The sequence below is a fragment of the Novosphingobium sp. JCM 18896 genome, assembly GCF_025938095.1.
In the GTDB taxonomy this organism is placed as follows: Bacteria; Pseudomonadota; Alphaproteobacteria; order Sphingomonadales; family Sphingomonadaceae; genus Novosphingobium.
This window is the reverse complement of record NZ_JAPCZF010000011.1, coordinates 20,167-34,965: the sequence shown is the minus strand read 5'-3', so window position 1 is coordinate 34,965 and position 14,799 is coordinate 20,167. Positions and strand designations below refer to the sequence as shown.

16 protein-coding genes and 1 pseudogene are annotated in these 14,799 nt (G+C 64.4%); 6 read left to right on the top strand and 11 right to left on the bottom strand.

All coding sequences use genetic code 11. From position 1 onward, the window contains the following. Positions 1 to 146: 146 nt before the first annotated feature. Complete coding sequence (locus tag OLX23_RS24045; protein ID WP_264447870.1) at positions 147 to 812, top strand: hypothetical protein; 666 nt, start codon at positions 147 to 149, stop codon at positions 810 to 812. Positions 813 to 1,027: 215 nt separating this feature from the next. Here OLX23_RS24045 and OLX23_RS24040 read toward each other — a convergent pair whose 3' ends face one another. From OLX23_RS24040 to OLX23_RS24025, 4 genes are all read right to left on the bottom strand, one after another. Beyond that, positions 1,028 to 2,341 (bottom strand): cation:proton antiporter, encoded by a 1,314-nt coding sequence (locus OLX23_RS24040; protein WP_264447869.1) that lies wholly within the window; start codon positions 2,339 to 2,341, stop codon positions 1,028 to 1,030. 9 nt (positions 2,342 to 2,350) lie between these two features. Next, complete coding sequence (locus OLX23_RS24035; RefSeq protein WP_264447867.1) at positions 2,351 to 2,698, bottom strand: PRC-barrel domain-containing protein; 348 nt, start codon at positions 2,696 to 2,698, stop codon at positions 2,351 to 2,353. A 65-nt stretch (positions 2,699 to 2,763) separates the two neighbouring features. Then, positions 2,764 to 3,216, bottom strand: a complete 453-nt coding sequence (locus OLX23_RS24030; protein ID WP_264447865.1) for a PA2169 family four-helix-bundle protein — start codon at positions 3,214 to 3,216, stop codon at positions 2,764 to 2,766. Between the two features lie 804 nt (positions 3,217 to 4,020). After that, on the bottom strand, positions 4,021 to 4,446 hold the full coding sequence (locus OLX23_RS24025) for a DUF3597 domain-containing protein (RefSeq protein WP_264447863.1): 426 nt from the start codon (positions 4,444 to 4,446) through the stop codon (positions 4,021 to 4,023). A gap of 133 nt (positions 4,447 to 4,579) precedes the next feature. On the opposite strand from OLX23_RS24025, the gene OLX23_RS24020 reads away from it, so the two are divergent. Further along, a complete protein-coding gene (locus tag OLX23_RS24020; RefSeq protein WP_264447861.1) occupies positions 4,580 to 5,152 on the top strand; it encodes a DUF4142 domain-containing protein in 573 nt (190 codons plus the stop codon). Between the two features lie 285 nt (positions 5,153 to 5,437). Here the strand turns inward: OLX23_RS24020 and OLX23_RS24015 are convergent, their stop codons facing one another. From OLX23_RS24015 to OLX23_RS23985, 7 genes and pseudogenes are all read right to left on the bottom strand, one after another. After that, positions 5,438 to 5,761: a hypothetical protein gene (locus tag OLX23_RS24015; protein WP_264447859.1), complete on the bottom strand. Its 324-nt coding sequence runs from the start codon at positions 5,759 to 5,761 to the stop codon at positions 5,438 to 5,440. A gap of 13 nt (positions 5,762 to 5,774) precedes the next feature. Continuing rightward, positions 5,775 to 7,766, bottom strand: a complete 1,992-nt coding sequence (locus OLX23_RS24010; RefSeq protein WP_264447857.1) for a protein-L-isoaspartate(D-aspartate) O-methyltransferase — start codon at positions 7,764 to 7,766, stop codon at positions 5,775 to 5,777. 11 nt (positions 7,767 to 7,777) lie between these two features. Then, entirely contained in the window at positions 7,778 to 7,930 is a 153-nt protein-coding gene (locus OLX23_RS24005) for a hypothetical protein (RefSeq protein ID WP_264447856.1), read from the bottom strand. Beyond that, positions 7,930 to 8,226 (bottom strand): plasmid stabilization protein, encoded by a 297-nt coding sequence (locus OLX23_RS24000; RefSeq protein WP_264447855.1) that lies wholly within the window; start codon positions 8,224 to 8,226, stop codon positions 7,930 to 7,932. The genes OLX23_RS24005 and OLX23_RS24000 overlap by 1 nt, the downstream gene beginning before the upstream one ends. Before the next feature lie 434 nt (positions 8,227 to 8,660). Next, a pseudogene (locus OLX23_RS23995) lies at positions 8,661 to 8,856 on the bottom strand (plasmid stabilization protein); the annotation flags it as partial. 89 nt (positions 8,857 to 8,945) lie between these two features. Further along, on the bottom strand, positions 8,946 to 9,452 hold the full coding sequence (locus OLX23_RS23990; protein WP_264447854.1) for an MgtC/SapB family protein: 507 nt from the start codon (positions 9,450 to 9,452) through the stop codon (positions 8,946 to 8,948). 90 nt (positions 9,453 to 9,542) lie between these two features. Beyond that, complete coding sequence (locus OLX23_RS23985; protein WP_264447853.1) at positions 9,543 to 10,157, bottom strand: flavodoxin family protein; 615 nt, start codon at positions 10,155 to 10,157, stop codon at positions 9,543 to 9,545. A 230-nt stretch (positions 10,158 to 10,387) separates the two neighbouring features. On the opposite strand from OLX23_RS23985, the gene paoA reads away from it, so the two are divergent. Genes paoA through OLX23_RS23965 form a run of 4 tightly spaced genes read left to right on the top strand, consistent with a single transcriptional unit; the run spans position 10,388 to position 14,591 of the window. Continuing rightward, positions 10,388 to 11,026 (top strand): aldehyde dehydrogenase iron-sulfur subunit PaoA, encoded by a 639-nt coding sequence (gene paoA, locus OLX23_RS23980; protein WP_264447852.1) that lies wholly within the window; start codon positions 10,388 to 10,390, stop codon positions 11,024 to 11,026. Next, complete coding sequence (locus OLX23_RS23975; RefSeq protein ID WP_264447850.1) at positions 11,023 to 11,973, top strand: FAD binding domain-containing protein; 951 nt, start codon at positions 11,023 to 11,025, stop codon at positions 11,971 to 11,973. Before paoA ends, OLX23_RS23975 begins: the two co-directional genes overlap by 4 nt. A 3-nt stretch (positions 11,974 to 11,976) precedes the next feature. Next, complete coding sequence (gene paoC, locus OLX23_RS23970; RefSeq protein ID WP_264447848.1) at positions 11,977 to 14,187, top strand: aldehyde oxidoreductase molybdenum-binding subunit PaoC; 2,211 nt, start codon at positions 11,977 to 11,979, stop codon at positions 14,185 to 14,187. 29 nt (positions 14,188 to 14,216) lie between these two features. Continuing rightward, positions 14,217 to 14,591 carry a hypothetical protein gene (locus OLX23_RS23965; RefSeq protein ID WP_264447846.1) on the top strand — a complete coding sequence of 125 codons (375 nt, stop codon included), beginning with the start codon at positions 14,217 to 14,219 and terminating at the stop codon, positions 14,589 to 14,591. Positions 14,592 to 14,799: the final 208 nt, after the last annotated feature.

Here is a 14,799-nt window from a genome sequence, read left to right as displayed (position 1 = left end):
GCCTCTGATCTGAAACTCGAGGAGCCTTAAAAAAAGCCCCCGCAAGCGCGGGGGCCAAGGAACAGGGAGACGCTGAGACGGCGGGCGGACACGCCCCCGACATCTAGCGATGGCAACAAGACGCGCGATTGCGCCTTGGGTTCCCGATGCAAAAGGCCTCCGCCCATTCGGGCGAAGGCATTGGTTACGTCGTCATCGCATTAGCGGTTCTGGTCGGACCGCCCATCACCGTCCTGCTGCCCCGGTTGCCCGGATTGCTGGTGCTGCTGGCCCTGGCGATCTGCGCCGGCGCCTTGCTGTCCGGCCTGGGGAGGCGCGAAATTCTCGTCGAATTCATTGGCAAGGCCGGTCTGTTCGCTGCCCTGCCCGGCCTGCTGGTTTTGCTGCCGCGCGTCGACGGCGCCGCCTTGCTGGCCTCCCTTGGTCCCGCCTTCGGGCGCGGCGCCCGGACCCTCCTGAGTGCTGACGCGGTTACCGGCCTGCTGCTGCTGGCCGGCGTTCGATGCGCCGCCCTGCTGGCCCTGGCTCGCCTGCTGGCCCTGGCCCATCTGCTGACCTTCGTCCTGGCGGTTGGGATTGTTTTGCTCGTCCTGCCTCTGTTGCGGCTGGCGGTTCTGCTCGTTCTGGTCGGTCATGTCACTCTCCGAGGGTGCCGCGTGATGCAGCTTCTTCTGAAACGCTCTCAAGGTGACGGATATCCAGGGCTTTCCCGCATTTTAGCGCGACGAGACGCGGCGTTCAACGGAACGCCCCGCCGGGTCGATCAATTCGGGCAAGAGCGCCGCATATTGCGCATGAGCACATGTAGATGAACTGGTCGTGGAAAGATGGACCGTCGGCGCTTTGAACTGCCCAAGAGAGCCTATGTCGATGCCGGATATTCGCCCAATTATCACGTCACCATTGAGGATTTCGATGCCAGGTATCTCACGAGTAAACGCCTTCGAGACATCGTGAACAAGCTTGGCAGAGCGCGGATCCAGCAGACCGCTCGCCCCTATTCGACTCTGCTCATCGGTCCCGCGGCTCAGCTTTGCGCTTGATTTCTCCCCGGCCCTTGAAGACCGGGCGGCGGTGCATCGAGCTCGTCAGGATCGCGGCCGTGGCTGCGGTCGAGAGAACGCATCAGGGGTGTTACGGTCAGTCCGTGGAGAAGGATCGACAGCAGGCAGACGAGGCCCACGATCGCCCAAAGCCGCGAGGCTTCCACCACCTCGGAATGATTGATCGCATAGGCGAGATAATAGAACGATCCCACTCCGCGAATGCCGAAGAAGGCCAGCATGAGCTTTTCACGCAGCGATGCCTGTAAACCCTTCAGCGCGACCATCCCGGCGATCGGCCGGACCACGAGAATGATGGCGGCCGCCGCAAGCCAATCCTCCCAGCGGAGCGGTCGCAGCAGGCCGCCGACGATGGCGCCGCCAAAGAGGATGAGCACGACCATCATAGCCAGCCGCTCGACCTGCTCCGTGATCGCGTGCATTTTGTAGTTGAAGTCGTGATCACGGTGCGATCGGCGAAGCGCAAGCGCGGTGACGAAAACCGCGAGGAAACCGTAACAATTGAGGATCTCGGTGACGCCGTAAGACACGAAGGTCGCTGAGATCGCGATAAGACCGTCCCCGGTCCTGGCTAGCTTGGTTTCGGCGGGGACCTTGAAGGTCAGCCAGCCGAATAGCCTGCCGATGAGCCAACCCAGCCCGACGCCAGCGGCTACTTCCCAGAGCACGCTGTGAAGGACCCATTCCTGCAGCCACGGCTTGCCGCTCGCGGCCGATAGGCCAAGCGCGATCGCGAGGTTGACGAAGGGGAAGGCAAAGCCGTCGTTGAAACCGGCTTCCGACGTCAGGCCGAAGCGGACCTCGTCCTCTTCGCCGGTTCTGGGCGGGCCGACCTGTACGTCGGCGGCGAGGACCGGGTCTGTTGGGGCCAGGCTCGCGCCTAGAAGGAGCGCCGTCGTCCAGGCAAGACCAAGCGCCACACCGCCCAAGAGCGTAATAGCGCCGATGCTGAGCGGCATCGCGATTATCAAGAGCCGCCACGTCACGCCCCAACGGCGCCAGGCGAAAGGACGGTCGAGCTTCAGTCCAGCGCCCATAAGCGCGATGATGACGACGAATTCGGTGAGCCGCTCGGCGACCTGGGGGTAGACCCGCGGCATCGGGCGTAGTGCTACGTCGGTCAGCGAGAAGATGCCGGCGCCGATCGCTATGCATATCATCGGGAGCGAAAGCGGCAGGCGCTTCAAGGCCAGCGGCAGCCATGCGACGAGGGCAATGAGCAGGCCAGCGCCCGTGAGCCAGAGAATGTAGGGCTCGGGCGCAACCAATCCGAGCATGCTCAGCGGTCAGACCTGCGGTGCGGAGCGATAGTAGCTGGTGACGCGGTCCGCGTACGCCTGATCGAAATCGGGCGGATTGCTCGACCAGCTTGGGCCGCCTTCGAGCAGACGTCGGTCGAGCGTCAGCACGTAATCGTCTTCGGGAAGGCCATAGACGAGAACGTGAAACGGCACGGGATAGTAGCTTTTGTTTAGGCCAAGGAAACCGCCAAGGCTGAGCACGGCATAGACCGCTTGCCCGCTCTCCTTGTCTACCAGAAGCGATTTGACATGGCCGAGCTTATCGCCGTCGCGCGAACGGACATTGAGACCTGAGATCTCGGCCTCGGCAAGCTGTCTCGTGGCTTCCGGCATCACTCTCTCCGTTTCTCATCCCGTTTGACGAGGTCCGGACCCAGACGGGCCCGGACCTCGCGGGATCACGCACCCATCGAGTGCTTGAGCGCGCTCATCTCGTCGTGACCGGCCTTGACCGACTGCCAGGCCTCGTCGGCCGCCGTGCGGGCTGCGGGCGAGAGGTCACCTTCGGCCAGGATCGTCTCGAACTTACCCTTGAGATAATCCTCGCCACGCTCGATCTCGGAAACTATCGCCTTGTCATCGCGGCCCATGACCGTTTCCTTCAGGCTCTGAAAAACGCGATGCGCGCCGCCGAGCAGCGTGCCGTCGTCCTCAGGATTTCCGCCTGCTGCCGCTACCGCCGCTTGCAGCTTCGTCACCGCCGACTGGCGTTCGCGGGCGCGCGCGTTGAACTTGTCGGCGAGCGCTTGGTTGTCGATGTCACCGGCGGATTTCTGATAGCCGTCGATGCTATCCAAAAGAGTTGCGATCAGCGTATTGAGCGCCGTCACGTCCTTGTCGTTTGCCGTCATGGGGGTTTCCTCGCTTTTGGGGGAGCCCTTTGAACGCCGAAGAATCGCGCCCGTTCCGCAGGTGCCCGGGAAATGCGTCCAGTTGAACAGCGGACTGAGTCGCGCCTGGATGATTTGGTGACGGAGCAATCAGGCCGCAGCAGCGAACAGCTAATGCAGATGGCTTGGTCGTTTTTTTTGAATAGCCAGCAGTCATGCGAGAACCCCTGCACGAGCGGCTGTCTTGATTGGTCCTTTGGAGCCTAGCGCCGCACCGTTGGGGGGAAGATCGGTCCCCGAGACGGTGATCCCCTGCCTGAGGCAGTGATAAACGGCCCTAGCCCGCTCGAACTCCCTCGCTGTGGCCACAATCCCCCGCCGGCTGACCGATCGACTACCGTACGGACGAGCCGCCCCTCGCGAGCGGTGTGCTGTTCACTTGAAATAGCTGGCGCCATTGTATGAGGCAAATGTCTCACAGATAAGGGCGCGTCGCATCGCGCCCCAACCAAACACCCCCCCATGGCGGTGCGACTCAATAATAGAACCCTAGCAGTATCCTTCACCCCGCATTTTTCGCGGGGTTTTCTTTTTTTAGCGGGAATGGCGGTCATTCGAAAGCCGCAGTTCGCGCTCGCTGCGGCAGATCGATAGCTGGCACGGGCGGGAATGCCTCTGCAGGGGACGACACGTGCTGCTTCCGGGCCGGTAAACCGCGATCGAGTGCCGCCCATTCCGATGATTGAACTTGTTTTCGCGGAACGGCTCTATCCGAGCAGCACAATCATCGTATCCAACGGCCGAAAAGTCGGCAGTCACAGGCCGTCATTGCCTCAGACTGTCGGGTACCAAGCCGCCGTTCTCGGCAAGCTTTTCGATAACCGCGCGGTGCAGCGCGATATTCTGCTCGGCGCTGCCGTCGGTGCCGGCATCCACTCCGAGCTCATCGCCCAAATCCTTGCGCGCCGCCAGGCTGGAATCGAGATCGAGCAGTTTCAGCAGATCGACGATCGACGTCTTGTAGTTGCCCCCGTGATCACTCTTCATCGCGGCCATGGCTTCCAGGACGGCACCGACATCGACAGGCGTGTCCGCAGGTGCGGTTTCCCCAGGCGGCGGTGCGGTCGGCGTGGCTGCTGAGGTTGCTGCGCTCGGCGCGGGCGCAGGGCTCGCCGACACCGCGCTCACGGGAGCGGACTTTGCGCTGTCGTGATGGAAAATCTTGTCGAGGATATTGCCAAAGATGCTCATGTCCGCGCTCCGGAAGATGTCGTGTCGAACTCCCAACGCTCGAGCACCGCAAAAGGGCACGGAACGGGTAAGGGCTGTCGCTCGTTGAGGATTCGACAGCCGCGGGCCCCGCGGCGAGAGGAGCTTCTACGACATGAAGAACACCCTGATATTGGCCGCATCGCTTGCGACCCTCGCGCTTGGCGGCTGCGGCAAGAAGGACGAGACCCCGACCGTCGCCACCGATGGCGCGCCCGACGTAGCGGCGACCGACCCTATGGCCGGCGCAACCGCAACGCCCGCTGCGAGCCCTGCGCAGGCTTTCGTCGACGCTGCGGCCACCAGTGACATGTTCGAAATCGAAACGTCCAAGCTTGCCGCAACCAAGGCGGGCGATGCCAAAGTCAAGACCTTCGCCGAACAGATGATCAAGGCCCATACCGAATCCACCGCCAAGCTCAAGACCGCCGCATCGGCGGCCTCCCCCGCGATCTCACCGATGCCGAGCATGACTGATATTCAGCAGCGGACGCTAGCAGATCTGCAAGGCAAGTCGGGCGCCGAGTTCGACAAGGCCTATGCGGCCGCACAGGTCGACGCCCATCAGATGGCACTCGACGCGCTCAAGGCTTACGCGGCGAGCGGCGAGGTTCCCTCGCTCAAGAGCTTTGCCGGTGAACTGGGGCCGATCGTCACCGCCCACCTAAACATGGCGAAAGCGCTCTAATCCGGCGAGGCTCGGTCACGCTTTGCGCGAGCGTTGTCGGGCGAGCGTTTTGGTACAAGAGGCGTCATGCCCAGGCGCTTCGATATCGCTTTCATCGGTTCGTGTGGTTAGCCCCGCGACGGTGACGCTCATGGTGCTGCCGAGCAATGGATGCAAGCGATGAGCACGGTGCTGGCTAAGCCTGCGACGGGGGATGGCCTAATCTGCAGCGGGGACCACGGCAGCAAGGGGAATGACCGACAGCTTCCGGCGGGTGGCGGATGCCCGCCCGCTACTGTTTCGGTGTTAGCTCTCCAGCTTCTTGGCCTTGCGATCAGCCCAAGTTTTGCCAGCATCGCCGCCCCAGAGTAGCCAAGCGATGAACCCCGCCGAGGGATCGCTGTCGGAATTCCACTCGTGGGTCTTGGTGTCCCTGTCGATCGCATGGCGCGCGAAGAAGCTGCGCATCGATTTGACGTCGGCTTCAGACAGCTCGCGCCGTTCGGCGAGCTGATGCGCGCGGTCGACGCCAACCCGCGTGCCGCCGCGATCGAACTTTACGCGCAGGCGAAGACCCCGTCGCGCGGCAGACGCCATCTTGAGCGTGGGCTTGAAGCTTTGCGAAGCCATAATCAATCTCCTGTCAGACGCCGAATGGATAGGTCTCGGGCATGCCGCGAGGGTGCCCGGGTCCGAGCGGGGTCACAGCACGCGTTTCGTCGAACCAGACGAACGCATCGAACTGCTCGGACAAAATCGACTGGCTGTAGTGGCTCCAGAGCTCAGTCTCGGGCCGATAGATGACGCCGATGAAGCGTTCGAGCAGTGGCTCGCGCAGCCGTCGCCGCACGGCGGGATGGGCCTCTGCGCTCAGGTCGAGCAGAAACCGCTCGACGCCGCTGTCGTGGAACTGGCGTTCATAGCTATCCCGGCGCGAGGGGTTGACGCGTTTCAACTCCATGTCGCCGTCCCAGTCCGTCGCCGCGGCGACGGTGCCACTATGCGTCCCGAAGCCGATCAATGCGACGGCATCCCCCCAGCGCTCACGGGCGAGCTGACCGATATTGAGTTCGCCGCGGCTCATTCCCATGTCGGTATGGCGGGCGTCACCGATATGGCTGTTGTGCGCCCAGACGATCGCCTTGGCGGCTTCCCCTTTAGCTTCGAGCAGATGCGCTAGCGTTTCGAACATGTGCGTATCGCGCAGGTTCCAGCTCTCTGCGCCCCCATAGTACATTATCCGGTAATAGCGCTCCGCGGCGGCGATCAGCCGGGCATTTTGCGCCGCATCGAGGAAATCGTCGCCATCATTGGCCGCATAGTCGAGCCGCCGGCCGAGAAGTTCGCGGCACTGGTCGATCACCGCCTGCTCGCAGGCCGCGTAGCCTCGGCTGAGCGCAGCACGGCCATAGGTAGCCGGGTCACGCTGCCAGGGGGTGAGGCAGCCATAGCGTTCGCGCGCTACTTTCGCCGCGTCGGGATCGATGTCGTCGAGATAGTCGAGCACCGCCTTGATTGACCCCGACATATTGTAGATATCGAGACCGTAGAAGCCGGCCCGCTCCGCGATAGGTCGGTGCGCGTTGCGCGCGCGCAGCCACTCGGTCAGCGCCTGGATGTCGGTGTTACGCCACATCCAGGTCGGGAAGCGCTGGAACGGCAGCTCGGTCGCGACTCCGTTCTCGCGGTGCCGGACATAGCGATCGACTGCCGCGGCATCGGGCCAGTCGGCCTCGACCGCGACGATGTTGAAATCGTGATGCTCGACGAGATGGCGCGTTATAGCGGCGCGCGCGCGATAGAATTCGCTGGTGCCATGGCTCGCTTCGCCCAGCATCACCACGCGCCGGTCAGCAAAGCGATCGAACAACTGGCCAAATGCCGGATCATCGAAGTCCGGCAAGAGTTCGGCGGCTTCAGCGATCGTCTCTGGCAAGCTAAGGCTCTGCGACATGCCCGGCACATGGTTGCTCGCCGCCCGGCTGCCATCCTCGCGCCAACCCTCAGCGCCGATCAGCGGCACGAACCTCACCGCGCCGAGGCTCTCCTCGTCGAACCGGTCGCGGGCCACTCGCGTAACCTTGCAGAGCTTCTGATCGCCAGGATCGCCGACGGGCACCACAAGGATGCCACCTACCTTGAGTTGGCTCTTTAGGGCCTCAGGTACCGTGGGCCCGCCCGCCGCGACCAGGATCGCGTCGAACGGCGCGTCCTCTGGCGCGCCGCGCGTGCCGTCGCCCACCCGCACTTCGACATTGTCATAGCCGAGCCTTGCCATCCGCGCGGCCGCAAGCTTCGCGAGGCTTGAATGGCGCTCGATAGCGATCACCTGCTCGGCGATGCGGCCGAGCACCGCTGCCGCGTAGCCCGAGCCAGCCCCGACCTCGAGCACATGATCGCCCGGCTGTACTTCGGCGGCCTCGATCATGGCGGCGACGATGTAGGGCTGCGAGATAGTCTGCTCCGCCTGGATAGGCAGGGCAGAGTCCTCGTAGGAGAACACTTCGAGACCTTCACGCACGAAACGTTCGCGCGGGATTGCGCGCATGGCGTCCAGCACGCGCGAGTCCCGGATTCCGCGACCGGCAAGGTGCGTGTCGACCATGCGGTCACGCAAGGCCGAGAAGTCAGCCATGACCCTCGCCTTCAACTCACCGTGCGCAGCGCGGCCGGGCTATTGTTCGCGTATCCTCGGCCCATCATAGCGCACAAGGTGGCACCGTGGGCGGTGGTGACCAGCGTTTGGGTGCGATCACCACCGACGTCCGGGTAAAGAGCGGTCGTCTTGTCGATCGACATCAGGCGTTTCCCTGCTTGCGCCGTGTTTCCCAACCCTTCTTCGCCGCCGCCGAGCGCTTCTCGGCGCTTTGACTTGAGCCGCCCTTACGGCCTCCGTTGCGCGAGCTTTCGTGATTTTCTGCCTTGCCGCGACCCGAGCCCGATTTCTTGCCGCCGCCCGATTCCTTGTTCACCGTTGCCCAGGCCCGCCGCTCGGCTTCCTTCTTGCCGACCCCGCGGTCCTCGTAACCTTCCTCGATGTGCTCGGCCTTGCGCTTCTGCTTGTCGGTGTAGCTGGACTTGTCGCCACGAGGCATCGTGCTTCTCCGTTGCCCCCCTATTCTCTCAACGCCGAATAGGCCGCAAAAGTCTCATCGCTTTGCTCACTCCACCGCACCAACCGTTCCGGCCAGGACACTGTCGCAGGTTTTCGACGAAGCCACGCTCAGCCAGCATCGTTCTGATCACCAATAGGCCTGACCGAATGACCCGATGCCCCTCAGGGCCTTCGGCAACACCTTACTTATGCCTGATCTCACCCCAGACCATCAGCAAGCCTGCATCGGCCGATGCGCCCACCAGCCATGGCGCTAGAGCTCTGGTACCGATCCCCGCCCGATTATAATCTGCGGCGCCGCATGCCAGCAGAATTGCAATGTCGTCAGGTTCGGACTCCACCTTTCAATCTCGCGGGACCGTGCTGGAGCGTTGTCAGGACGTGCGCGGCTTGTGGGCCTTGCGGCCGCGTGAAGGAAGAGACGGGGGTATCCTTCTGGCCTCGGCCCGAGCCCGACTTGTTGCCCCCGCCGCGTTCCTTATTGACCGTCGCCCAGGCGCGGCTCTCGGCCTTCCGTCTTCGGCACGCCGCGATCCTATTAGCTTTCCTCGATGTGCGGCGCCTTGCGCTTCTGCTTGTCGGTATAGGCAGCGTTGTCGCCGCGCGGCATCATCTCCTTGCCCCCGGAAACTTACAGCATCAAGGTCGGGTTCGGAAGCGATCACTGCCACGCCCCCGCACGTCGCGATCGCATGCCTATCACCGCGATCCATCGTCAGACGACGCGCGATCGCGAGCGTCCTTGGGTTCGAGCCAACGTTTTTCGATGACGCGCAGCAGCGTCAGCATGATCACTGCAACGAGAACGGCAACCGTAACCAGAGGCCACTGTGCCGCGCCGCAGGCTATGCCGATCATCGCCGCTAGCCACATGTGCACGGCGGTGGTGAGATTATGGACCTTCACCCCGCTGGTGACGATGAGGCCCGCCGCAATGATGCCGACGAAGGCGCCGGTCCCCTCCATGATGCGTAGCGGGTCCATCCGCGATTTCTCGCCCTGCCCCAGCTGCATGTAGAGCCCGAGCACGATGACGGTCATCATCGCCGCGCTGAAACATATGATCCCATGGGTCCGCATACCCGCAGCATGACCGCGTAGCTCGCGGTCCAGCCCCAGCAGCAGGCCGAGGACGGCGGCCATTCCGAGCCGCAGCAAGATTTCCAGATCCAGCGCATGAAGCGGGACGGAAGGGTTGAGCTGCATGATCAGGCGGCCTTCGGTGTCTGGTCTATGCGCTGGAACGGCTCTTGCGCCCAATGACCGCGGCGAACATCCGGCGCAGCGGTACGTGCCTCATGACCCGCCAGGATAGGGCTTCGACTTGAGCAGACCGGCAAGGTGCGCGGCGTTGCCCGCGACCATGGCTGCCGTCTCCTTCACCTTTTTCGGCGTCTGCTTCAGGTCCTTGAAGTCGGTCGATCCCATCGCTTCGCCCACCCAATAGCAGGCCGCGACGGCCGGGATGGTCCAGCCCACGTCGTTCAGCGCCTGGAACAGCTGGGCGGACGAGAAGTGGGCGCCGTCCTCGTTGCCGACGATCGCCGCGACCGCGACCTTGCCGTAGCTCGGCATGCGGCCCTGCGCGTCGGTCTCGCTCAGAAACGCGTCCATGCGCTCGAGCACACGCTTCGCGACCGAGCCGATCTGCCCCATCCAGATCGGACCGCCGAAGATCAGGATGTCGTGCGCGAGAATCTTCTTTCGCAGGGCGGGCCAGCCGTCGCCCTCCCCCTCGTCGGAGGTGACACCCGGCTTGATGTCGAGCGCTGCGACCCTGACGGTCTCGCTGATCGCGACATCGTTATCGCCGAAAGCCTTCGCGAGGACCGCGATCATCGCATCGGTCGAGCTCTCCTCGCCGGCATCCGCCTTGAGCGTGCAATTGAGCGCGAGGGCTTTGAGCGGCATCGATCGTCTCCTTCGGTTTCGGCGGCCGCTGAGATGCGATCCGTATCGTTCCTCATGAGAACTCACCGCGCGCCGATGGGTTCTGGAAAAGATCAACGACGCGCAAATGCGCCCGTCCGATCGAAGAGCCGCGATCCAAACCGCGGCTCGTGCGTTGTCCCCTTGGCAGTGAACGCCGCCGCGTGACCGGACCGCTCCGGCATGACCCGGCGGAACCTCGAAGGACTTCTATGGACGCGCATGACGGTTTTCCAACCTCGCGCCGCACCGTGCTGGTGGGCGGCATGACCTCGGCGGCAGTCGCCACGCTCCCCGCCCAGGTAGACGCGGAAGACCGGACAGGCGGGTCGCCGCCGCCGAAGGCCCGGATTTCGCTGACGGTCAACGACCGACCCCGCGATCTCGAGGTCGACACGCGCACGACGCTGCTCGACCTGCTGCGCGAGCACCTGAGGCTGACCGGCACGAAGAAGGGCTGCGATCACGGCCAGTGCGGCGCCTGCACGGTCCTCGTGAACGGCATGCGGATCAATTCGTGCCTGTCACTCGCGGTGCAGCACGGCGGCGACGAAGTCATCACGATCGAGGGTATCGGCAATCCTGGAAAGCTGCATCCGATGCAGGCCGCCTTCGTCAAGCATGACGGCTATCAGTGCGGCTATTGCACGCCGGGCCAGATCTGCTCGGCCGTCGGGGTGATGCGCGAAATCGAGCTGGGCATTCCGAGCCACGTCCAGACCGACCTCGGCGCAAAACCTGAGATCACCGCTACCGAGATGCGCGAGCGCATGAGCGGCAACCTCTGCCGCTGCGGGGCCTACTCGAACATCCTCGATGCGATGACCGAAGTCGCGGGGATCAAGGCATGAGAGCCTTCACTTACGAAAGGGCTACTTCGCCGGCCCAGGCCGCGGCCGCCGTCGCGCGGCAGCCCGGCGCCAAGTTCCTCGCGGGCGGTACGAACCTGCTCGACTTGATGAAGCTCGAGATCGAGACCCCACGACATCTCGTCGACGTCCAGGACCTGAAGCTCGACACCATCGAGCCGACCGATACCGGCGGCCTGCGGATCGGCGCGCTCGTCACCAACACCGCCCTCGCCGCCGATCCGCGCGTGCGGCGTGATTACGGTGTCCTGACCCGCGCGATCGTCGCGGGTGCCAGCGGCCAGTTACGCAACAAGGCGACGACGGCAGGGAACCTGCTCCAACGCACGCGCTGTCCCTATTTCTACGATACCAACCAGCCCTGCAACAAGCGCAAGCCCGGCTCGGGCTGCGCCGCACTCGGCGGCTATTCGCGACAGCTGGCCGTCATCGGTACCTCGGAGCAATGCATCGCGACCTATCCGGGCGACATGGCGATTGCCCTGCGCGTGCTCGACGCCACGGTCGAGACCGTTGCCGCCGACGGCCGCACGCGACGGATCGCAATCGCCGACTTCCATCGGCTGCCCGGCGACACCCCGCAGCGCGATACCGCGCTCGAGCCCGGCGAGCTTATCACTGCGGTGACCCTGCCCAAGCCGCTCGGCGGCCGCCATGTCTACCGCAAGGTCCGCGATCGCGCGTCCTATGCCTTTGCCCTCGTTTCGGTCGCCGCGGTGATCCAGCGCGACGGCACGGGCCGTGTCGCTTTCGGCGGCGTCGCGCCCAAGCCCTGGCGCGTCGAGGCAGCCGAAGCCACGCTCCCCGAGGGTGCGCGCGGAGTCAGCGCACGCGTCTTCGCCGATGCTCGCCCGACCGAGGACAACCGGTTCAAGATCCCGCTCGCCGAGCGCACGCTCGCCGCGGTGATCGCCCAAGCGAAAGCCTGAACGATGAAATTCGACACCCCCGCCGGTACCAATCCGATCGACCGGCTCCAGGTCGTAGGCCAGCCGACCGATCGCATCGACGGCCCGCTCAAGACCACCGGCACCGCGCCCTATGCCTATGAGCGCCACGACGTCGCGCCGAACCAGGCATACGGTTACATCGTCGGCGCGGGGATCGCGAAAGGCCGCATATCGAGCATGGACACGCGCGAGGCCGAGCGGGCGCCCGGAGTGCTTGCGATCGTTACCACGCTCGAACATGCCAAGCCGCTGCCACTCGGCAAGATGAACGTCGCACACCTGTTCGGCGGTGCCGAGGTTGCACACTACCACCAGGCGATCGCCTTGGTCGTCGCCGAGACCTTCGAGCAGGCACGCGCCGCAGCCGCCCTGATCCGCACCACCTACGCCCGGTCGGATGGCCGGTTCGACCTCGGCAAGGCCGCGCTTTCCGCCCGCTACGAGCCGATCGACGACGAGGCTCCGAACCCGCAGGACGTCGAGCGCGTCGGCGACTTCGCCGCCGCTTTCGCCAAGGCACCGGTCACGATCGACCAGGCCTATACCACGCCCGGCGAGAGCCACGCGATGATGGAGCCTTTCGCGACGATCGCCGCCTGGGAGGGCGAGAAGCTGACCGTCTGGACCGCGAACCAGATGATCGCCTGGTCGAAGGCCTCTCTCGCCAAGATCCTGTCGATCAAGCCCGAGAACCTGCGGATCGATTCCCCGTTCATCGGCGGCGGCTTCGGCGGCAAGCTGTTCGTGCGCGCCGATGCCGTGCTCGCGGCGCTCGGCGCCAAGAAGGCGGGTCGCCCGGTCAAGGTCGCGATGCAGCGCCCGCTGATGATGAACAATTCCACTCACCGTCCCGCGACGATCCAGCACGTCAGGCTCGGGGCGACACGCGACGGCCGGCTGACGGCGATCCATCATTCGAGCACGAGCAGCAACCTGTCCGGCGGCGGCCCCGAGGTCGCGGTGCAACAGACCAAGCTGATCTACGCCGCAGCCAACCGCGAATACTGGCTGAAGCTCGCCGTCACCGACCTGCCCGAGGGCAATGCCATGCGCGCGCCCGGTGAGGCGCCGGGGCTGATGGTGCTCGAAATGGCCATGGACGAACTGGCCGAGAAGCTGGCCATGGATCCGGTCGAGCTGCGGATCGTCAACGACACCCTGGTCGATCCGGCCAAGCCCGAGCGCCGCTTCTCACAGCGCCATCTCGTTGAATGCCTGCGCACCGGCGCCGACCGTTTCGGCTGGTCACGCCGCCAGGCGAAGCCTGCGCAGGTCCGCGACGGCCATTGGCTCATCGGCATGGGCATGGCGGTCGGCTTCCGCAACAATCTGCTCCAGAAGTCGGCAGCGCGGATCAAGCTCGGGCGCGACGGCAAGTTGACGGTCGAGACCGACATGACCGACATCGGCACGGGCACCTACACCATCCTCGCGCAGACCGCGGCCGAGATGCTCGGTGTTCCGATCGGCGACGTCGTGGTCAAGCTCGGCGACAGCGACTTCCCCGCTTCGGCCGGCTCCGGCGGTCAGTGGGGCGCGAACAATTCGACCGCGGGGCTCTATGCGGCCTGCGTCAAGCTGCGCGAGGCCGCGGCGCAAAAGCTCGGCTTCAATGCGCGCGATGCGACCTTCGCTGACGGCCAGGTCAAGGCGGGCAACCGCTCGCTGCCGCTCGCCCAAGCGGGCCCGCTCACGGCCGAGGACGGGATCGAATACGGCACGCTCGACAAGGAGTACCAGCAGTCGACCTTCGCCGGGCATTTCGTCGAGGTCGGCGTCGACATCTATACCGGTGAGACCCGCATCCGCCGGATGCTGGCGGTCTGCGACGCGGGCCGCATCATCAATCCGAAGTCTGCGAGAAGCCAAGTGATCGGCGCGATGACCATGGGCGCAGGCGCAGCGCTGATGGAAGAGCTCGCCGTCGACAAGCGCTTCGGCTTTTTCGTCAACCACGATCTCGCGAGCTACGAAGTGCCGGTTCATGCCGACATCCCCCACCAGGAGGTGATCTTCCTCGACTATCCCGACGACAAGTCGTCGCCGATGAAAGCCAAGGGCGTGGGCGAACTCGGCATTTGCGGCGTCGGCGCGGCGATCGCCAACGCGGTCTACAACGCGACCGGCGTGCGCGTGCGCGACTATCCGATCACGCTCGACAAACACCTGGAGGAACTGCCGGCGATAGCCTGACCGGATCGAGCCAATCCGGCGTCGGTCTATTGCATGACGGCAAGAACGCGTTTGCCGCCTGGGTGCTCCTGCTTCGCACCGCGAGCCGCGCCCTCGATACCCATTACTGCAGCTGGCACGACAATTTCTCCGAGGCGCAGCTGTTCGCAAGAGATCTCTTTGCCGCCGGGCGCGGCAAGCAGATCCGCTTGCTGCTCGACGATGACGGGCATCTCTACCTCGATGCGCGGCTTAGCGCGCTTGCCGAACTCGAAAATGTCGCCTTTCGCCTGTTCAACCCATTTCCGATCCGCCGGCCCAAGGCTCTGAGCTGGCTCCTCGCCTTTCGCAAGGTTCAATCGCCGCATGCTCGCCAAGAGCCTCGCCGCGCCCGGCCTGGCTCAACACCGAAGTGGGAATCGTGATCGACAGCACCGATCTCGGCGGACGCGTGTCCGATGCCTTCAAGGTAGCGGCGGACAACAGCTAACGCCTCGCGATCAATGCTCAGCAACGGCTTAGCTGGACCGACGAACGAGATGACGGTCCGGACCCGGAGTTCTTGGAACCCGCGACCACACGCTTCGGCCGGCCTTCTCGACGGATTTCTGTCTGGTTTGCGAATCGAGCGCC